This window comes from Cylindrospermum sp. FACHB-282, from assembly GCF_014697195.1.
Lineage (GTDB): Bacteria > Cyanobacteriota > Cyanobacteriia > Cyanobacteriales > Nostocaceae > Cylindrospermum.
Genome location: NZ_JACJRJ010000001.1, coordinates 54,519 through 73,991 on the forward strand (window position 1 = coordinate 54,519; position 19,473 = coordinate 73,991).

The window sequence follows — 19,473 nt, forward strand, 5'->3', positions numbered from 1 at the left end:
TTGTCAACAAGACCCATCTCTAAAAAAATATGCTCTTTGCCTTTAGGTTAAATCAAGAATAAATTTATTTTTGAGGCACAAAGTTAGCGATGAATCAGAGCAATAACTATTCCAATTCCGTGATGCAGCTTGGATCTAAACTAGAAGATTCGCAAATTACAACCTTCCTTCAAGAATCAGAGGGTAAATGGTATTCTGAGCGGCGCTACTACGCTCTGCCAAATGGCAAAATTAAGGACGTAAAAAAGATAGTTAGTATGCGGTTTTTGGAGCAGGGAAGCGCGGAATTAATTGATCTAGCAAAACTGCACGAATTGCCTGAAGAGGCTACCATCAGATGTGGTTCCTATGTTGAATGGAGCAATATAGATTTAGACACAGGTGATGAAGGGTCTAAGCGTTGGACAGTGTTGGGTACACTGGGAACAACTATGTATTTTGGCCGCAATTTTCCCGTACCTAGGCTAGTAATAGCACAATATTACTTCCGAGATCCCAAAACTATTTACTTATGGACAGAAGAAAACGGCTCTCTTTTCGAGGAAGAATTAAAACTAATTGGTAAAAATTATCGCACCCGGCAAACTGTCATTTCCCGTGCTGGTCATCAGCAGATGATTGCTCAGTACATGGAAAAGCTCATCCAATAAGCTATTGGCTGATCCTACTGCTGAAGATATCAGGCTTGTTCATTAATGAGATATTTTTGACAGTTCCTGATATCTTGGCCGTTATTTCCCTAATTTGTCTGGCGAACGTAAAAGATATTGATCTAGGAAAATGGAAGTTTAAAAAACTGGGATTGTCTGCCCACAACTAAAGAAATCCAGTTTTTTATTTAACCATAATCTTTTAAAAAAAACCTTTAAAGGTAATATCTGACAGTAGTCACAACTCGACTTTTTTTAGCACGTAAAGCTGTTTTTAAGAACAAAGTCGTTTGGTTATGCAACAGACCGTCCCACCACTTGCGAGTCACAAAAGCAGGAATAATCACAGTTGTGAAAACGCCGGGATGAAGCTCTTCAAACTGCGCGACAAAATCAACAATCGGGTCAATAACTGACCGATAAGGCGAGTCAATAATTTCCAAAGGAATATCTGACTCCGATTGTCGCCATTTTTCTTGCAATTTTTCGCGATTTATAGAAACAAAATCGTGCATTAAATCATCTGTTCTTTCTGTTGCTAAATTAACAACTTAAATATCTCTACCAAGTTGATTAAGTAAAACTTTAAGATAATTAAATCCTACTCTTGATACTTTATTGCCTATGAACCAATTTTATTAGAAAATTTTAATTAGGAGTAGGTGCTTCCAGCCAGATTTCTGCCTCATCTGCTAGTAAATTTTGTGCTGCTTCCAGCATTGATGCAGCTATGTCTTTGAGGTCTTCGCGATTATGCAAGTAGGTTTTTAAGGCTTCCATAGGGTCAATGCTGCTACTCGCACTCAATTCAGGGATACGAGGTCTAGCCAACTGACTGAGTAATTCTGGTTGGATAGTGTAGGTGTGAGCGGAACTTAAAGCAGTATGCAGCGAGGAGCTATCAATTAGATCCAATTGTTCTGATCGCAGTTTGTAAATTAACCGCACTACAGCATCTTGTAGATTATGTTTTGCGATCGCTTTCATTAATAACCCTTGTGGATCATCAGCTTTCGACACATCCACCTCAATGGTGCGGAAAGTTCGGACTGGTAAGGGGCAAAATTTCCACTCAACGCTCCCCCGCTCCAGTTCAATCATCACATAACCTTTGTCTTCCTTTTCTTCGCTAAAATCCACCCGTTCAATGCTTCCCGGATAAATCACAGGGGGGTTGTTGGATTTATGCAAGTTCTGGTGGTGATGAACATGACCCAGTGCGACATAATCAAAACAAGGTCGCGTTAGCAAAGATAGAGGCAGAGTAAAACCTTTACCCACCGCTAAAAAGCGTTCTGCTCCCAAGGTAGCATTGTCAGCCATCAAGTGAGCTAAAAGCACCGTCGGCACATCAGGGTCAAGGCGGCGAATTTCCGCTTCTAGAACAACTTGCAGACGTTCAGTTAACAATTGACCTACTTCCGCCAAAGACAAACCCTCAGTTTCTTGGCGAGTCATCAAAGTAGAACGGGTTAGCCAAGGGAGAGTGATCACTTGCACTTTGCCATTGCGGGTTTCGATGTGGTGGGTAGTTAAGGTATCCCCCACGACAAATCCCGGCACTCCCAAGGTGCGATAAATATTTAGACTTGCTCCTCCCTGTCCTTGGGAATGTTGGTCATGATTACCCACTAGCAGCACTGTGGGAATATCGGCATCAACCAAACGGCGAAACTGGCTGGCAAAAGCTCCTTGGACGTAGGGTGGCGGTGTGGCATCAGGAAAAGCATCGCCGCCAAATATGACTAGATCGACAGGTGATGCGATCGCTCGGTCAATACACAATGACAAAGTATTGACAAAATCCTCCAAACGTGTGTTTAAGCCCGTCACAGGATTAATCCGTCCGTGGGAGAAACCGCTACCTAGATGGATGTCTGAGAGGTGGAGAATTTTAATCATAATTAGCCAGTGGTCAATTGTCCTTTGTCTGTTTTCTCAAGCTTAATACTAATGACTAATGACCAATGACCAATGACCAATGACCAATGACCAATGACCAATGACCAATGACCAATGACCACTGACCAATTACTAAATATGAATTCCACATTCTGTTTTATTACTTCCCCGCCAGCGTCCGGCCCGTTCGTCTTCGCCTTGGCCTACTTTGGTGGTGATGGGTTCATCGCCAATGCTGGGATAACCTTCGTCGTGGAGAGGGTTGTAAATCACCCCGTGTTCAGCGACATAAACCCAGCTGTTTTCCCGTGTCCAGCTAGCTAAGGGATTAACTTTTAACCGCCCTTTGCCATCCAACTCAAATACGGGCATATTAGCACGGGTTACGGCTTGGTCACGGCGGCGTCCGGTAATCCAAGCGATGGTGTTCAGTTCCTCTAGACCTCTGAGTAGTGGTTCAATTTTTGTAATGTGATGGAATTGGGTAATATCTTTGTCCCAAAGTGCTTCGCCGTATTTAGCAGTAAAGGCTTCGCGGGTGTCTAGGTCTGGAGTTTTGTAAGTTTTCAAATCCAGGTTGTAAACTTCTTCACTTTTGGCGACTAGTTCTAGGGTTTGGGGGAAGTGGTAGAGGGTATTGAGAAATATCACCGGGACTGGATGCTTGAGTTCACTATATAGAATGTGGGTAATTATCATGTCATCCACGTTAAAGGCGCTGGTTTGCACCAGTCCCGTGGGGATATTTTCTATAGACCATGCCAGGATGTCTTTGGGAGTTGCAGTTTCAAACTGTTGATTTAATTGCTCTAAGTCAAAATTTGCCGTTTGGTTCCTAGATGCCGTGGAAACTGTCATGATAATTCTCAGGTGGGATTAAATATTTTTTTACCTTGATTAAACTTAATTTTACCTGATCAAACCACATATCCCGCCCGGAAATTAGGTAATTATTTTGTTCGGTTATCACTACAAGCTTGTGGATAGTATTTAAGTATCTTTTATGAGACATTACTTGGTTTATGTAAAGAGACTTTACACGATTTTAAGTTTTACTGAGCTTTGCATAGATAGTTATATTCTTACTGCTATGTTAAAAGAATCTTTAAAATAAAAGGCTTTTACTAAAATGAATGATTCAAAATTACCCAATGCATTGGGTCAATCCCTAGTTATGGGCGCTTTAATCATTTTGACCAGTATTGGAATTATCACGATTATGAATGTGTTCTAGGAACAAGACAAAAAATTTTAGCTAAAAAACCTTGTGTAACCCCGTTCAAAAATGAGCGGGATTTTTACATTTTGTTACAAAGCATTATTTTTTTTTGGAACAAAAATCTGGACGCAATCATCCGTAATCCTGTAAATCTAGTTTGTAGAAGGGTTTATCCTTCACAAAACACTGACACCTAGTTACAGATGATAAAAAAGATGAAACTTGCCAATACCCAGCAAAGAAGTTTAAAAAAGTTCTTCGCTGCTGTTACTTTATTAACACCCCTAATGATGGCGATTCCGGTTTATGCTGAAAAGCCTGAACAGGTTAAACAGTTGCTGGACACGAATAAATGTCCCAAATGTGACTTAACCCGTGCAAACCTGAGTCGCAGAAATTTAGTTCGCGCTGATCTCTATCAAGCTAATCTCAGTAGTGCAGACTTGAATGGTGCAGACTTAAGCGGTGCTAACTTGAGAAATGCTGATTTGAGTAAGGCGGAGCTATTTCGTGCTAAACTGTTCCGTGCTGACTTGGCGAGCGCGAACCTAACTAATGCAGACTTGAGTGGGGCTGACTTAAGTGGGGCTGACTTGAGAAATGCCAATTTGAGTAGTACTAATTTAACTAACGTTGACCTCCGAGGGGTAGATCTGAGTGGTGTTAATCTCAGTAATGCCAATTTGAGGAATGTGCGACTCGATAATGTTAACCTCAGAGGTGTGAATCTGAATGGTGTAGACCTGAGTGGTGTAGACCTGAGAAATTTTAACTTTAATGGTGTCTCTCTTAATGGTGTCATTCTCAGTAGAGCAAATTTGAATGGTTTTAATTTGCGAGGTGTGGAACTGAGGAATGCCAATCTTAGTTATGCCAACTTGCAAAATGCTGACTTAAGTAATGCCAAACTTAATAATGCTGACCTGCAAAGTGCTAGTCTGGATTATGCTGACTTGCGGGGTGCTGAACTGATTGGTAGCAAACTCAGTGGTGCTAGCTTAGAGAATGCTGATTTGCGGGGCGCTAATCTAGATGTAAGTAGTTTACCTGACAATATTCGTGCTGATGCTGGTGATTACAGCAGATGGGGAGATTATCAGTATAACAAACGCGAATACAAGAATGCGATCGCCTATTACAACAAAACAATTGCACTTAGTCCCGATGATGCAGCCGCTTACACCAATCGCGGTTTGGCTTTTAGCCAATTAAAAAATTATCAATCCGCATTAACCGATTTCAACCGAGCAATTGAAATTGACCCTAATTATGCCAAAGTATATAATAGTAGGGGATTAACGCGCATTGAGCAAGAAGAATATCAAAGCGCTTTAGCTGATTTTGAGCAAGCAATTCGTCTTAATCCTAACTATGCTGAAGCTTACAACGGCAGGGCAACAATTAGCCGCATCAAAAAAGACTATGCAGCAGTGATTGTTGATGCATCCATGGCTATTAGAATCAATTCTAAATTGGCAGAGGCATATAATAATAGAGGTTTAGCCAGATTTGCCCAGCAAGACTATCAAGAATCTATTAAAGATTATGACTTAGCTATTCGTAATTCTAGCAACTGGGCTTGGGCATATTTTAACCGGGGATTTGCCAAATATACGATTGGTGAATATAAAGATGCTACTGAAGATTATGACAAGGCAATTGAGATAGATCAAGGCTATGTTGATGCTTACTATCAGCGTAGTTTATCCCGCTTTGCCCGCAAGAAATATGAAGATGCGATTAAAGATTGCGATCGCGTGATTCAAAGAGATCCAAATTATGGGGAAGCTTACGAAAATAAGGGTAATTCTTTTTTGGCTTGGAAAAAGAAACCAGAAGCAAGACAGGCTTTTGAGCAAGCTGTGAGAATTTATTCACAAAAACAGGATAATATTAGTCTGCAACGAGTCAAGGAAATTATCTCTGGATTTTAAGTTGGGTATCTTGCTTGCTTCAAATAGTAGAGGTGAGTAAGATACATACCCACAAGCAAATGATGTTATTTAAACTAATCTAAGGTGTAGCAAAGCATTATTAGCTGCTTCTTTCTCCGCATCTTTCTTTTTTTTACCTTTCCCTTCACCATAAAGGTTACCATTTATCTCAACTTGAACAGTGAATTCTTTGTTGTGATCTGAACCAGTTTCTTTTATTGTATTGTATGTGGGAATATCAAACCCACTTTTTTGAGCGTATTGTTGTAGTAAACCTTTAGCATTTTCTAAATTTTCTAAAGTGATATTTTCAGGTATTTTATCTTCAACTATCGATGCAAATAAAGGATATACCAATTCTTGAACAGCTTGGATACCTGAGTCTAGATAATAGGCACCAATAATCGCTTCAAAAGTATTACTTAATAAAGATTCTTTCTGTCCGCCATTTTGTGATCTTTCACCCTTTCCTAATAATAACCACTGTCCCAGATTTAACTGATTAGCTAATTTGCCCAACTGAGGATTATCAACTAGACGCTCTTTTAATTTACTTAATTCACCTTCAGAAATATCCCCATACTCTTGATAAATATAAGCCCCGGCTAAAAAACCTAAAATACAATCACCTAAAAATTCTAATTGTTCGTTATCTTTACTGATTCTATTTTCATATGCATAAGAGCGATGGGTTAAAGCTCGCTCCAATAATAAAACATTTTCAAAGGGGATATAATTAAGAATATCGCCTAAACGTTCTTTAATTAATATTTCTTGACTAGAGAGTTGTTCTGTGCGTTTTTGACTTCTATTTTGCTCTTGTAAAAGGTTTTGTAAAAGCCTCTGCTTATATTTAGCAACTTCTTGTTCTTCTTTAGCCTGAATGCCTTGCAATAAACGATAAATACTATCTATGGCACGGAAAGTATCTTCTGTGGAAAATGGTGTATTATGCGCCCATTTATTGCGAATATCAATAATTTCACTGGTAAAAGCTCTTTCAACGGCAGATAGATGGGGTTTAAAAACTTTTTCCCATCTTTTGATCATCACAGAAAGTAGTGATGATATATCCTGTTGTAAACTTTCTTCTGTAGTTCGTTTTAAAGTGGTATCTTGAGATAAGCATTGTCCAGCTTGAGTGAGCCATTGATTACCGTAAACGAGTCTCATTTTCTCTTCAACATAAGGATATAAACCCTGAGAGAGTAATTTCAAACATTTACCAATTGCATCATGGTTAGCTAACATAGTTATGCACAAGTAATTTTGAAAAAAGGCTTTTTGATTTGAAGTGGATGATTAATTTCATATATATGAATCAGTTTATACTAGTAAATGTGTGAATGTCAAATGCGATTAATTTTATACAGTAAACCTGGTTGTCATCTGTGCGAAGGGTTGCAGGAAAAGCTGGAACAAATCCAAAATATTGCTTTTGAGTTGGAAATTCGGGATATTACTAGTCGTGAAGATTGGTTTGTTTCGTATCAGTATGAGGTGCCGGTTTTGGTTTTAACGAACCGCAGAGGCGCAGAGGACGCGGAGGAAGAGGTGATTTCGGAGCTTTTGCCTCGTCCTTCTCCTCGTGCTACTGTGCAGCAGTTGGAAAAAATGCTGTACAAGTATTTATCCAAATAGAAAAAAATAATGCAGAATAATCGCAAGAGAAGCTTGTGACGAGGTTCACCAGATGAAATTGCGGGAATTACTAGCGGCTGTAGATGGTGTTGAAGAGTTGGCTGGTTTGGCGGATGCTGAGGTTAAGGGATTGAAGACTAATTCCTATGCTTGCGGTGTGGGAGATTTGTTTATTGGGATGCCGGGAACTAGGGTGGATGGTGGGGAATTTTGGCCGAGTGCTTTAGCATCGGGTGCTGTAGCGGCGATTGTCTCCTCGGATGCGATCGCTAAAAATCCTCCCACACCTGAAGCTGTTGTCATTAGTGCAAACAACATGAATACAGCTTGCGCCCAGATAGCAGGGGCTTTTTACGGTTATCCAGGGCAAAAACTCAAATTGGTGGGTGTGACGGGTACAAATGGCAAAACTACCACTACTCACCTGATTGAATTTCTCCTCACCAAAGCTAATTTAGCTACAGCTTTGATGGGAACTCTCTACACTCGTTGGCCTGGTTTTGAGCAAACTGCTATCCACACGACACCGTTTGCTGTGGAATTGCAACAACAGCTAGGGGAAGCTGTGAATGCTGGTTGTGAGTTTGGGGTGATGGAAGTTAGTTCCCACGCTTTAGCCCAAGGCCGGGTGTTGGGTTGTTCTTTTGAGGTGGGGGTGTTTAGCAATCTCACTCAAGACCATCTGGACTATCACCGGGATATGGAAGATTATTTTGCCGCTAAAGCGTTATTATTTAGCCCTGATTATCTCCAAGGACGGGCGATAATTAATGCTGATGACGCTTACGGACAGCGGTTAATTGGGTCGTTGAGTTCAGAACAGGTTTGGAGTTACAGCGTCAATGATGCCAATACTGATTTGTGGATGAGTGACTTGAGTTATCAGCCTCATGGTGTTAGCGGTAAACTGCATACCCCAAAGGGTGATGTGGCTTTTCGGTCTCCTTTGGTCGGTCAATATAATTTAGAGAATCTTTTGGCAGCGGTAGGTGCTGTTTTACATTTAGGGCTAGATTTGGAGTTAGTAGCCTCGGTGATTCCTGAGTTTCCCGGTGTTCCTGGACGGATGGAACGGGTACAGATTAGTGAAGGGCAAGAAATCAGCGTGATTGTAGATTATGCCCATACACCAGATAGTTTGGAAAACTTGCTCAAAGCCGCACGTCCGTTTATTCCTGGTAAAATGATTTGTGTGTTTGGTTGTGGAGGCGATCGCGATCGCACCAAGCGCCCACTCATGGGAAAAATCGCCGCCGAATTAGCAGATGTGGCAGTGGTGACATCAGATAATCCCCGCACCGAAGACCCAGAAAAAATCTTGCAAGATGTGTTAGCCGGGATTCCCGCAACTATTCAACCAACAGTGATTTGCGATCGCGCGATCGCCATACGTACCGCCATTTTACAAGCTAAACCTGGTGATGGCGTATTGCTGGCTGGTAAAGGTCATGAAGACTACCAAATTCTCGGCACTGAAAAAATCCATTTTGACGACCGAGAACAGGCACGGGAAGCTTTACTCTCAAGAATCCAAGGTTAACGCCCAAGTAGCAAACTTACGCAACTATCAAATACAGGAACTGAATTTTAATTTCGTAGTCAACAATTTAGTGCTGTATTACTGAAGTACAGACGACGAACAAATCTCTGTACCAGTTGCGTAAGTCCTAAGTAGAGGCGCCAGCGGTAGGGTCTCTACAAAGAAAAAATTTAGGCACACCAGGGTAGAGAAATATCAATAAATACATAAAGGCAAGATGAATTTATTTAAATCAAGAAAAACTTGCCACAGTCTATCTTGAATGATAAACTCCCTTAATCTCATAACTAATAATTCAATCATTTATACTTCACCTTTATTACTGTGACTGCTTGACCAATTATTTATACATCAGGGTGAAAATAGAAGATAACATTATTGCTTCCTTCATCCTTCTTTGTCTTTTCTTCTTCAACGTACAAAATGAATTTTTCTCTGACTCAGGATCTATCTATTTATCATCTAGCTGTTGGTGGACAGACTCCGCTCCAATCATTAACTCTCAATCCTGCTACTCTGCTATCTCTGGTGAGGGCACAAATTGACTTACTAATTGAGCAGCAGATTGTCGCCACTTTATGGGTAAAGCTACCACCAGGGAAAATTTGGCAATCAGAACTAGCGCGTTATCAGTCCTCAATGGGTGTTTCTGGGATTATCTATAATTGCCCAACTAGTTCAAGTGGCAGAGAAGAAGAGAAAGACAAAAAAAGTGAGGCTTGTATCCCTGTTGGTGACTCTATCAGCGTGCAGTTACTACCCAATAGCCAACTGCGACGGGAATACTTTTTAATGGTTTTATCGCCCCAGTTTTGCAGTTTAATTTTGGCTGAACGTCCGCTTAATAGAGCTAAAAATAACATCTTGTTCAGAAAAAATATTCATAAAAATCTCCCATTATTAGCGATAAATACTGTTGAAGGAACCATCATTCAGCAGGTGTTAGCAGGTATTAAACAAGCCCAGGCTCCAGAATCATCCCCAATTGTACCTGCTGATTTTATTTGCCCCAGTGTACCCGAACCAACACTGATGAACCAGTTGTTAATCAAACAACTCCAACGACAGGAAGAAATGAATCGGCAAATCATGGCTAGGCGCGTTGCCAAATTGCAGCAGCGAAATCAAACCCTAGAGAACAAAGAGCACCTTAAGGATGAATACTTAATTAATGTCTGTCAGGAGTTGCGAACACCCCTAACCCACATGAAAACCGCCTTATCGCTGTTAAATTCCCCTAATCTAAAACCAATCCAGCGACAACGTTATTTACAGATGTTAAATAACCAGTGCGATCGCCAAAATTCCCTAATCACTGGACTGTTGGATCTACTCGATCTAGAACGCAATATAGATGAGAGCAAATTAGAGTCCATACGCCTCTGTGACGTTGTGCCTGGGGTAGTCAGTACCTACCAACCCGTAGCCCACGAAAAAGGCATCATGCTAGCTTACACCGTCCCCACTCAACTGCCAGCTATTTGGTGCGTGAGTGGTGGACTGAGGCAGATTGTCATTAATTTGCTGCATAACAGCATGAAGTTTACCCCCAACGGTGGGCAAGTGTGGGTGCGTGCGCGTCTTCAAGGCAATCATGTGCAATTAGAATTCCGCGACACAGGTATTGGTATTGCCGAAAATGAAATTCCCAAAATCTTTGACCGCTTTTATCGTGTGCGTACAGGATTAACTGAAGACTCTAGCGGCGCTGGCTTAGGGTTAACAATCGTAGAAAAACTGCTGAGGCGTAGCGGTGGTTATATTTCTGTTAAAAGTAAGCTCTATGAAGGTTCTACCTTTACAGTACACTTAGCGACTGTCGGCGAAAAGCCAGGAAGATGAACCACCCCAGATAGTTCAAAAGTCTAGATGGTGAAACCTTTAAATTATGAATTATGAAGCCCTAACTTATGTTTACTACTAACCTCTAAAGGCAGGAAAATTGTTAACACTTCCCCATAGTGCGGACGCTGGCGCACAATCAGCTTGCCACCAATAGCCTGAAACAAATGCTTTGTTGCAGCAATATTTAAACTAATCGTTCCCGTTTCCGGTTGAAACATTAGCAGTTGACCAAGGGCCTTGCGAATTGGTGGCGTTGCAGGTGTAGCAGCAATACTTGCATCTTTGCATTGGAATTGGGGCGATAATTGTAACTTTAGTTGGTCTCCAGCGGGGATGACATGGACTTGAATATGGCCCCCTGGGGGTAAGCTGCGAGTGAAATTCTCCATCAAACCCGTAAGTACCTGATCTAGCATAGTGGGATTACTTACCACCGTTGGTAGTTGCTGCGGTAACACCACATCCAAAGTTATGTTTCGTCGCTTCGCCGCTTGTTGCCAACGAGGAATACTTTGTTGCAAGACTTGATCTAGAGACATCGGCGTTAGTTGAGTGCTGGAAAATCGCACCGAGGAACAAGTTTCTAGTTCTGCTGCCTTAAACAGCAACTCCATCCGGTCAATTTGCTCAGTACACTCGTGGTCAATAACTTCTAAACGATTAATCACATTAGTTGGCAAATCCCGCCGCTTCAGCAGTAAGCGAGTCATCGTCCGAATAGTTGTCAGTGGAGTGCGGACTTCGTGAGCAAAGGCTTGCAATAACTCCACATCAGGACGGGGAGGGGAAGAGAGGGAGATGGGGGTCTGGGGGTCTGGGGAGATAGCGGGACTAGATACCACCGTATCCGCTTCTGGCTCTGTTAATTCCTGAAGTAGCAACCGACTAAACTGAATTATCGTGTGGTAATCTGGGGCGGTTGGAGAATACTTTTGTACCAATACATCTAAATCAGCAAAAAATTCTGGATTAGTCAGTATTACCCTAGCTCCTAGCGCTCGCCATGCCTGCTGGACTACCCCTGGCTCAAAGGAAAATGAAAACTCTTTTTTACCATTCTTGTGTTCTGCCAAAACCAGCACTAATCTAAATTTATCAGTGAACACCAAGCAAAACTGCTCCGAACCTAGAGGATCGGTAGGTAGCAATGGTAATATCGATTCTTCGGAAGCAATTTTATCTACCGTCACAGCAACAGGCGGCATTTGAAATGGCATCAGTGCCAAGGGGTTAAAGGGTTTTGCCGTAAAAGTTACCCTTTGTAAGTTTTGAGTCAGTTTTGGTTGACTAAATAGCGGTGCTGGTGCAGCTAAAACCAAGCCTTGGATAGTGTCAGGTGAAGCCTTTTCTAAAGTGTTGAGTAGCAAATGTTCTGTCGCTGCTAGGCTGACGCGCCATTGCTGCTCGGCTTTGGCAGATCCACATTCAGCTACCCTTGATTGACTTTCGGCTAAAACTTCGCTCAGACTCGGCAAGATCCATTCGTACACAGGTTTTCACCCCTTGATTCAAGAGCTTCTAACAGCAGCTAGGCATTGCATCGTATACTTACGAGGTTATAGTGATTTGTGTATTCACGACAGTGGTATAACCGAACAATTGAGGCGCAATTTCCCCTGTTTTCTTCATCAGTCCTTAGTCATTCGTTGTAAATGTCATGAAATTTTGAGCAGGGAGCGCTAAATGTCCTCAAATCTGATAGCATCAAATGACCGCTGTGGAGCGGCAGCATCTACCCTTGGCAAAGCCACTGGGTTTTTACCTCTTCATTTGTAGAGAGCCAAACGCTCTACAAACAGAGCTACTACCTTTATTTAGTCGGCATAAAAACTAAATTGGCGCTTCGTATTAAGTTATCCCAGTTTGAAGTTTCAGCAATCTAGGCGTTTAGCTTCAGCTACTTTTTCCCCTTTAATTGTTTTTTAAGATTTGCTCCTCAGCATCACACACCGGTCAATTAATCGCTTCACGTACTCAAGTCGGAGATAAAAATGAAAAAGCTTATTCCTTTTCTAATCAGCGGCGTTCTGGTAGCTGGTGTTTTTGGTTGCCAAGAAGCTCCTAAAACTAGTTCCGAAAATTCTAGCACTACCAATGAATCTGCCCAAGCACCAGTAAAACAGGCATCTCAGACAACGGAAACTACTGCTAAAGATGCTACTGAAAAGACCAAACCAGCAGATGCTACTACTGCTAAAGATGCTACTGAAAAGACCAAAATAGCAGATGCTACTACTGCTAAAGGTGCTACTGAAAAGACCAAACCAGTAGTCACAGCAGGATCTGACAATGTCAAAACCTTAGCTTTGGACAAGTTAAAGGAAAAGTTACCCGGCAGTAATTTAGTAGTGGAAAGTAAAGAAGGTGTTGTTACTGTTACTGGCACAGTGCCCGCTGAAGCGGATTTGAAGAAAATTGAACCCATCGTTAAGCAACTAAATGGTGTTAAGAGTGTGAAGGTAGAAGCAAAAGTGGCAACTGATAAAAAGCCATAGAACTTAGAGTAGTTTGCAGTTGCATGGACTAGTTACTGGCAATTGAAACTACTGTAGAGACGATATTAATCGTCTCTACAGATTTTTTTAATTATAATATTTAAGATCGGCTAATTACTTACGGTCTGCTTAGTTTTGTTACTAATTGTTTTATCCAACTTTTCAGACTGCTTTCATGGTTTTTAGATGCGTCCCCTGACGCATCCTACGTAGCTTGCTTCTTGCCGAATTAGGGGTTATGGTAGCAATGGAACAGGAATGTACGTTAATCCCTACAAATAAAACTGGTGAGATGTAAAGAATAGTTGCTGTATATGGTTCTTGTGTAATCCATAGGGATAATTTTTGTATTTTGAATAGCCGAAAAAGTTTGGTGAATTCAAGAGTTTCTCTATCGTATTTGCCTACTTTACATAACACTAAAATGTATAAAAATATTGCTGCTGCTCTTTTCGCCTTAACGTTACCAGTACTCATGCCTCAGATGGCATACTCTGAGACTGTGATGCAAAAAGTTGCCCGGACAGGGGTGCTAAAGGCTGGTACAAGTAAAGATGCCTTACCTTTTGCCTACGCTGACAGTCAGGGTAAATTAACTGGTTATTCTGTAGATATGCTGGGTATTATTCAACAGCAATTAGAAAAAGAACTGGGTAGAAAAATTCAACTTAAATTAGTCGGACTTTCTCCAGCAGAGCGAATTCCTAATATAGTCAACCGACAAGTTGATATTGTTTGTGATGCTAGTAGTTTCACTTGGGAACGGGACAAAAAAGTTGATTTTTCTGTCAGTTATGGGGTTACTGGTACTCAAATATTAATCAAGAAGGGAAGTAATTTAGGTGCTCCTGAGTCTCTAATTGGTAAGCGTGTGGGTGTGCTGGCCCAAACAACCAATGAGCAAGCAATCAAGCAAGTACAACCTCAAGCTAAACTGGTGTATTTGAAGACGAGGGCAGAGGGATATACTGCTTTACAACAGGGTAAAATTGATGCTTTTGCCTCTGATAGCATTCTGTTAGAGGGATGGTTGCAAACAGCGAAAAGTCCAGATGATTTTGCGATTGCACCCCCGCGCCCTTATTCACGAGAGGGAATTGCTTGTATGGTACCGGAAAATAACTCAAAATTCCTCGACTCGGTGAATTATTCTCTAGTCAAGTTTATGCAAGGATTTGTCAACGGGAAGCCAAAATATGCTGCTATTTTTGACCGTTGGTTTGGTTCCCAAGGTGCTGTGTATCTGAATCGGGATTTACGCGATTTAACGGTGGAAACGATGCAACTGATGATCGAATTGCGCGAGGAGATTCCCCAAGGTGATTTGTAGGTTTTATTTAACGCACTGTTTCGCGGATTGATTCAGCATCAATGGGTTTCATGAGGTAAACCTTTAACATTTGCCAGATGATTCCCATAACTAGGGGGATTTTTTGGAAAAATTTGACAATCTTGGGGCGATCGCTATTTTTCAAGGCTATCAGTTTGAGGTTATTCTCAGAACACTGCTCTAACCGCCAGAAAAATTCCGGGTGATCTGTATTTAAGATCAGGGGAAATGCTCTGGCCGCTGTTTTATTCGTCTCTGCAATCACTTGATTATTGTATTTGCGGGGATGAATACCAATGGCTTCATAAAAATCAGCCCGTTCAAAAACTGTCATGGTGTGGGTAGCGAACACCGTCAGCAAAAAGAACCGCACCCATAAACGCGATCGCCAATTGTTCCATAACCGCGGTTGCGATCGCAAAAGTGCTTTAAAGAAATCCCCGTGTCGATTCTCATCCTGACACCAACTCTCAAACTTCCGGAACAGGGGATACACTTGGTACTCTGGATGCGCTTGCATATGGCGGAACACCAAAATATAGCGCCAGTAACCAATTTTCTCTGATAGGTAAACCGTGTAAATAATCCACTCTGGGGGGAAGAATGTATAAGTACGGCTTTTAGTTAAATAGCTTAAGTCTAGGGAGAGGTTAAAATCTGCCATTGACTTATTCAAAAATCCTGCATGGCGTGCTTCATCCCGTGCCAAAAAATTAAAGGCATCAGACAAAAGCGGGTTGCTATCCTTCAGTCTGCGAGACAACTCTTTAAACAGCAGAAACCCAGAAAACTCTGAAGTACAAGAACGTTCTAAAAAGTCAATAAAAGCACGGCGCTTTTCCCCCTGAATATGATCCCAAGACTGCTTAAATTCCTCATCACGCACGAAGTGATGACGGTTATAATCAGCCCTGAGTTCTTCAACCACTGCCCGCAACTCAGCTTCATGAGCCGAGAAATCCATTTTGGCTACAGCATCAAAGTCCGTAGTATAAAACCGGGGCGTTAACAATGTTTCCTGAACAGGTGCTTTAATACCCGACTTCAGTAACTCCGCCTGGGGGGTTTCCAGAGACTTAATCATGAGACTCCTTTTACTATTTTATCTATATAAAGGTTATATAAACATAAATAGTTATTATTAGTCATCAGTTAAATTATTGAAAAATAACTGGCGCTAGATAACCTGTTAGACAGCCCTGTAAGCACAGTTTAAATACCTATTTAAAATCAGTTTTAGTCCCACTGAAGGAGCTTCTCAGTACAAGTCTGCATTCAAAGGTAATGAATTTAAATTAATTGAAATTCTCGGTAAAAATCTAAAGAAATATTAATACCTTGATAGCTATACAAAGAAATAATAGTTAAATAATTTAGGGAGAAATGAAAATAGTTAGGATTTACATCAGCAATTGTACTTGCTAGATCAAGAGGTGTAGATCCTCGATAAACCTAGAATAGTGATCTTTTAACTCTAACTGGCAGACATCCTGAGTCGGTGACTGTCTGGAAACCTGGCCCTGGAAAAAGAAGGAAACAATAATGAGTAGTAATCTAGCCATCAAACTGCGCTCTGGCACTCAACAAGCTCATACAGAGGCAGAAAATGTGGGATTCATGAAATGTTTTCTCAAAGGAGTTGTAGATAGAGACTGCTTCGCTAAATTTTTGGCAAATTTGTATTATATCTACAGCGAACTAGAAGCAGCAATTGAGAGGCACCGAGAGCATCCTGTAATGAGTCAGGCTTATTTTCCTGAACTTAACCGCCAAAGCTCTTTAGAGCAAGATATGGTATTCTATTATGGAAATGACTGGCAAAGGCAAATCACACCCTCACCCGCTGCCCAAGCCTACATTAACCGGATTCGGGAAATTTCTGCTAATGACCCTCTGTTGTTGCTAGGTCATAGTTATACCCGCTACATGGGCGACCTCTCAGGGGGTCAGATGTTACAAAAAATTGCTCAATCAGCCCTGAAGTTATCTGGCTACGAAGGTACATCCTTTTACAATTTTGAGCAAATTCCTGATAAAAAGGCATTTAAGGACAATTATCGTCAAGTATTGAACGCCATGCCTATCGATGATGCGATCGCTAAATGGATTGTAGCAGAAGCAAACAATGCCTTCCTGTTTAATTGGCAGATGGCTCAGGAATTAGAGGGCTATTTAATCAAGTCCCTTGGTCAAGTTTTATTTGATAGCTTAACTCGCCCCTATAACCCTGGTAGCACGGAAGTAACTGCTGCTAATTAATTTTTTGCATCGGCATTTAGTTGCAAAGATTTACCTTCAGTTCATCTAGGGGTTTCATTAAAATTATCCTTTCATTGGCGATTCCTGATCCAAAATCTATTCGTTAGATGGGTAGACTCGGCGCGCAGCGCGGCATCACCCAAGATATTGGGTGAAAACGAGATTATATAAGCCGCCTTCCTTGCCTTGGAACCGCCAATTTAGGACAGGTTTTTCCCCAAGGGCACGCCACGGTTCCCTCCCAGCGCTGAGTACAAAGCACAAGCTACAGATAAGCGTTGCGCCTCTTCTAGAAGCACGCCCTTTGTGTAGCCGCGAATTCTATTCTCTAGGGCTAATTCTAGTATTTTTTATATAAACCGGGTTTCTTTGCGTAATTTCTAGCTGTTTGGTTTGAATCAACAAAATTCTGCTCTATTGGCAATTTGTTTACCACAGAAGCAAACAAATTGCAGTTTTTATTATCCATACAACCAATTACTAGTACCTGACAGCGGAAATAAAAATAGTATTCAAAATTAACAAAAAGCTGACTTTTTGAATTTTGAATTTTGAATTCCGCTTTCGCCGTACTAGGCGGTATGTTCGCAGTTACTCGGAGGTTTTAATGGTTTTTCTATTACCTGGTGTTAAGTTCGATCTGGATCTGATTCAAAAGTATGATACTCGCGCTCCCAGATACACCAGCTATCCACCCGCTACAGAATTAAGCGAAACATTTACCGCAAACGACTTTCAAGCTGCAATCGCCGCTTCAAATCAACGGAAAACCCCCCTGTCTTTATATTTCCACATTCCGTTTTGTCAGAGTGCCTGCTATTTCTGCGGTTGTAATACGGTAATTTCTAATAACAAGAATATTGCCAAACCTTACCTAGAGCATTTGGTTCAAGAAATCAAGAACACCACAGCCTTAATTGACCCAGATAGAAAAGTGCTTCAGGTTCACTGGGGTGGTGGTACGCCTAATTATTTAGAACTTGATCAAGTAGAATTCTTGTGGAACAACATCACTCAACACTTCAATATTGATCCACAAGCAGAAGTTTCTATTGAAATCAATCCTCGCTATGTCGATAGAAACTACATTTTATTTCTTAGACAGCTTGGATTTAACCGCATTAGTTTTGGCATCCAAGATTTTAACACTCAAGTCCAAGTAGCGGTGAATCGCATCCAGCCTGAAAAAATGCTCTTTGATGTCATGAGTTGGGTCAAGGAAGCCAAATTTGAAAGTGTGAATGTAGACTTAATTTATGGACTACCCCATCAAACTCTCCAGACATTTCGGGAGACTGTAGAAAAGACAATTGCCTTAGATCCTGACCGGATTGTGGTTTTTAACTTTGCTTATGTCCCGTGGATTAAAGCAGTGCAGAAAAATATATCTCAAGATGCACTACCCCCAGCCCAGGAAAAGTTAGAAATTCTCAAAATGACTATTGAGGAGTTAACCAATAACCAATATCTATTTATTGGCATGGATCATTTTGCTAAAATTGACGATGAATTGGCAGTTGCTCAACGCCATGGCACCCTGAAGCGGAACTTTCAAGGCTACACCACCCATGCCGAAACAGAACTTTTCGGATTCGGTGCCACATCTATCAGTATGTTAGAAGATGCTTATGCCCAAAACCACAAGCAATTAAAGGATTATTATCAAGCAGTGGTAGCGGGTTTTATCCCAACTAGTAAAGGCGTCAAACTAAGTCAGGATGACATTATTAGACGAGATGTGATTATGTCGATTATGTCTCACTTTCATTTGCATAAGCCAGACATCGAAAACAAACATCACATCAGTTTTGATGAATATTTCTCTGAGGAGTTAGAAGAACTAATCCCCCTAGTAGCTGATGGACTTGTGAGTTTATCAACCAACGACATTCAGATTACAGATATTGGCAGGTTGTTGGTGAGAAATATTGCTGTAATCTTCGACACTCATACAAGAATGAGAGAGACAAAATTCTCCCGTGCAATTTGAGTATTGGTAATGGGTGATGGGGTTTCATTAAAGTTATCTAAAATTGGCGGTTCCTGATCCAAAATCTACTCGTTAGATGGGTAAACTCGGTGCTTTTTGGCGGCATCACCCAAGATATTGTGTGAAAACGAGATTATATAAGCCGCCAACTAGCGTTGGCTGACCAATTTTGGACGGGTTTTTTCCAAGGGAAAATTCTCTATTTTGGGAATTTTCTACTATTACCTGTGCTATTTCTTTGCCCCAGTTAGTGAACAGCAATCAACACAGTCGTCTAATTACGTAAAATTAGTCAGAAAGAGTTATATACATAATATTTAACTAAATCCCTTAGAGGATGTTTGAAAAGTATTGGGCGAATATAATTCGCTACTACACAAACGAAGTCCGCCTGCGCGGACTAACGGTAAATCAAGCTTTTTGAACCCACGTTCGCGTAGCGTTCCGCAGGAAAGGTGGGTAAAGTCTCGTGTAGCCAAGCCACTGCGTTGGGGAGGCAGCGCGGTGGACGGTTTCCCCGGCATAAAGCGACTGCCGTCGGCTCCGCCGACTTGAAGCAAGTGGCGCGCGACTTCTAGTCGCCAAGGGAAGTAATAAATTAGACTTTTCAAACAACCTCTTAGGTAAGTAAGGCAGAAAATATTTTTTCAGGCATCACCAAAAAGTTA

The 19,473-nt window shown here is 41.3% G+C and carries 15 protein-coding genes; 9 read left to right on the forward strand and 6 right to left on the reverse strand.

From position 1 onward, the window contains the following. The first annotated feature begins 122 nt into the window (after positions 1–122). Positions 123–650, forward strand: a complete 528-nt coding sequence (locus H6G32_RS00235; protein ID WP_190453118.1) for a phycobiliprotein lyase — start codon at positions 123–125, stop codon at positions 648–650. Positions 651–865: 215 nt separating this feature from the next. Here the strand turns inward: H6G32_RS00235 and H6G32_RS00240 are convergent, their stop codons facing one another. The 3 genes from H6G32_RS00240 to cysH all read right to left on the reverse strand — a co-directional run bounded on the left by H6G32_RS00240 (position 866) and on the right by cysH (position 3,410). After that, on the reverse strand, positions 866–1,165 hold the full coding sequence (locus H6G32_RS00240; protein WP_242046456.1) for a hypothetical protein: 300 nt from the start codon (positions 1,163–1,165) through the stop codon (positions 866–868). 133 nt (positions 1,166–1,298) lie between these two features. Then, the gene (gene sbcD / locus H6G32_RS00245; RefSeq protein WP_190453122.1) at positions 1,299–2,552 is read right to left on the reverse strand and encodes an exonuclease subunit SbcD; all 1,254 of its coding nucleotides are present in this window, start codon (positions 2,550–2,552) and stop codon (positions 1,299–1,301) included. A gap of 132 nt (positions 2,553–2,684) precedes the next feature. Beyond that, the gene (gene cysH, locus H6G32_RS00250; protein WP_190453125.1) at positions 2,685–3,410 is read right to left on the reverse strand and encodes a phosphoadenosine phosphosulfate reductase; all 726 of its coding nucleotides are present in this window, start codon (positions 3,408–3,410) and stop codon (positions 2,685–2,687) included. A gap of 576 nt (positions 3,411–3,986) precedes the next feature. On the opposite strand from cysH, the gene H6G32_RS00255 reads away from it, so the two are divergent. Next, a complete protein-coding gene (locus tag H6G32_RS00255) occupies positions 3,987–5,705 on the forward strand; it encodes a pentapeptide repeat-containing protein (protein ID WP_242046457.1) in 1,719 nt (572 codons plus the stop codon). A gap of 69 nt (positions 5,706–5,774) precedes the next feature. Here the strand turns inward: H6G32_RS00255 and rnc are convergent, their stop codons facing one another. Beyond that, the gene (rnc, locus tag H6G32_RS00260) at positions 5,775–6,956 is read right to left on the reverse strand and encodes a ribonuclease III (RefSeq protein ID WP_190453131.1); all 1,182 of its coding nucleotides are present in this window, start codon (positions 6,954–6,956) and stop codon (positions 5,775–5,777) included. Between the two features lie 102 nt (positions 6,957–7,058). Here rnc and H6G32_RS00265 point away from each other — a divergent pair, with 102 nt between their 5' ends. The 3 genes from H6G32_RS00265 to H6G32_RS00275 all read left to right on the forward strand — a co-directional run bounded on the left by H6G32_RS00265 (position 7,059) and on the right by H6G32_RS00275 (position 10,728). Next, complete coding sequence (locus H6G32_RS00265; RefSeq protein WP_190453134.1) at positions 7,059–7,346, forward strand: glutaredoxin family protein; 288 nt, start codon at positions 7,059–7,061, stop codon at positions 7,344–7,346. A gap of 52 nt (positions 7,347–7,398) precedes the next feature. After that, a complete protein-coding gene (locus H6G32_RS00270) occupies positions 7,399–8,886 on the forward strand; it encodes a UDP-N-acetylmuramoyl-L-alanyl-D-glutamate--2,6-diaminopimelate ligase (RefSeq protein ID WP_190453137.1) in 1,488 nt (495 codons plus the stop codon). Between the two features lie 423 nt (positions 8,887–9,309). Next, complete coding sequence (locus tag H6G32_RS00275; RefSeq protein WP_190453139.1) at positions 9,310–10,728, forward strand: DICT sensory domain-containing protein; 1,419 nt, start codon at positions 9,310–9,312, stop codon at positions 10,726–10,728. A 44-nt stretch (positions 10,729–10,772) separates the two neighbouring features. Here the strand turns inward: H6G32_RS00275 and H6G32_RS00280 are convergent, their stop codons facing one another. After that, positions 10,773–12,221: a sensor histidine kinase gene (locus tag H6G32_RS00280; RefSeq protein WP_190453141.1), complete on the reverse strand. Its 1,449-nt coding sequence runs from the start codon at positions 12,219–12,221 to the stop codon at positions 10,773–10,775. A gap of 501 nt (positions 12,222–12,722) precedes the next feature. Here H6G32_RS00280 and H6G32_RS00285 point away from each other — a divergent pair. Together H6G32_RS00285 and H6G32_RS00290 are read left to right on the forward strand one after the other, a co-directional pair. Then, complete coding sequence (locus H6G32_RS00285) at positions 12,723–13,226, forward strand: BON domain-containing protein (protein ID WP_190453143.1); 504 nt, start codon at positions 12,723–12,725, stop codon at positions 13,224–13,226. Between the two features lie 424 nt (positions 13,227–13,650). Next, positions 13,651–14,556: an amino acid ABC transporter substrate-binding protein gene (locus H6G32_RS00290; protein WP_190453145.1), complete on the forward strand. Its 906-nt coding sequence runs from the start codon at positions 13,651–13,653 to the stop codon at positions 14,554–14,556. A gap of 7 nt (positions 14,557–14,563) precedes the next feature. Here the strand turns inward: H6G32_RS00290 and acsF are convergent, their stop codons facing one another. After that, positions 14,564–15,640, reverse strand: coding sequence for a magnesium-protoporphyrin IX monomethyl ester (oxidative) cyclase (gene acsF, locus H6G32_RS00295; protein WP_190453147.1), 1,077 nt, complete (start codon positions 15,638–15,640; stop codon positions 14,564–14,566). A gap of 458 nt (positions 15,641–16,098) precedes the next feature. Between acsF and H6G32_RS00300 the strand changes: the two genes are divergently transcribed. Further along, the gene (locus H6G32_RS00300) at positions 16,099–16,815 is read left to right on the forward strand and encodes a biliverdin-producing heme oxygenase (protein ID WP_190453150.1); all 717 of its coding nucleotides are present in this window, start codon (positions 16,099–16,101) and stop codon (positions 16,813–16,815) included. 607 nt (positions 16,816–17,422) lie between these two features. Then, a complete protein-coding gene (hemN, locus tag H6G32_RS00305) occupies positions 17,423–18,805 on the forward strand; it encodes an oxygen-independent coproporphyrinogen III oxidase (protein ID WP_190453153.1) in 1,383 nt (460 codons plus the stop codon). Positions 18,806–19,473: the final 668 nt, after the last annotated feature.

Excerpts from the sequence above, each read along its gene's own strand:
- H6G32_RS00235 (WP_190453118.1), top strand. The coding sequence starts at position 123 with ATGCAGCTTGGATCTAAACTAGAAGATTCGCAAATTACAACCTTCCTT.
- H6G32_RS00240 (WP_242046456.1), bottom strand. The coding sequence starts at position 1,165 with ATGCACGATTTTGTTTCTATAAATCGCGAAAAATTGCAAGAAAAATGG.
- sbcD (WP_190453122.1), bottom strand. The coding sequence starts at position 2,552 with ATGATTAAAATTCTCCACCTCTCAGACATCCATCTAGGTAGCGGTTTC.
- cysH (WP_190453125.1), bottom strand. The coding sequence starts at position 3,410 with ATGACAGTTTCCACGGCATCTAGGAACCAAACGGCAAATTTTGACTTA.
- H6G32_RS00255 (WP_242046457.1), top strand. The coding sequence starts at position 3,987 with ATGAAACTTGCCAATACCCAGCAAAGAAGTTTAAAAAAGTTCTTCGCT.
- rnc (WP_190453131.1), bottom strand. The coding sequence starts at position 6,956 with ATGTTAGCTAACCATGATGCAATTGGTAAATGTTTGAAATTACTCTCT.
- H6G32_RS00265 (WP_190453134.1), top strand. The coding sequence starts at position 7,059 with ATGCGATTAATTTTATACAGTAAACCTGGTTGTCATCTGTGCGAAGGG.
- H6G32_RS00270 (WP_190453137.1), top strand. The coding sequence starts at position 7,399 with ATGAAATTGCGGGAATTACTAGCGGCTGTAGATGGTGTTGAAGAGTTG.
- H6G32_RS00275 (WP_190453139.1), top strand. The coding sequence starts at position 9,310 with ATGAATTTTTCTCTGACTCAGGATCTATCTATTTATCATCTAGCTGTT.
- H6G32_RS00285 (WP_190453143.1), top strand. The coding sequence starts at position 12,723 with ATGAAAAAGCTTATTCCTTTTCTAATCAGCGGCGTTCTGGTAGCTGGT.
- H6G32_RS00290 (WP_190453145.1), top strand. The coding sequence starts at position 13,651 with ATGTATAAAAATATTGCTGCTGCTCTTTTCGCCTTAACGTTACCAGTA.
- acsF (WP_190453147.1), bottom strand. The coding sequence starts at position 15,640 with ATGATTAAGTCTCTGGAAACCCCCCAGGCGGAGTTACTGAAGTCGGGT.
- H6G32_RS00300 (WP_190453150.1), top strand. The coding sequence starts at position 16,099 with ATGAGTAGTAATCTAGCCATCAAACTGCGCTCTGGCACTCAACAAGCT.
- hemN (WP_190453153.1), top strand. The coding sequence starts at position 17,423 with ATGGTTTTTCTATTACCTGGTGTTAAGTTCGATCTGGATCTGATTCAA.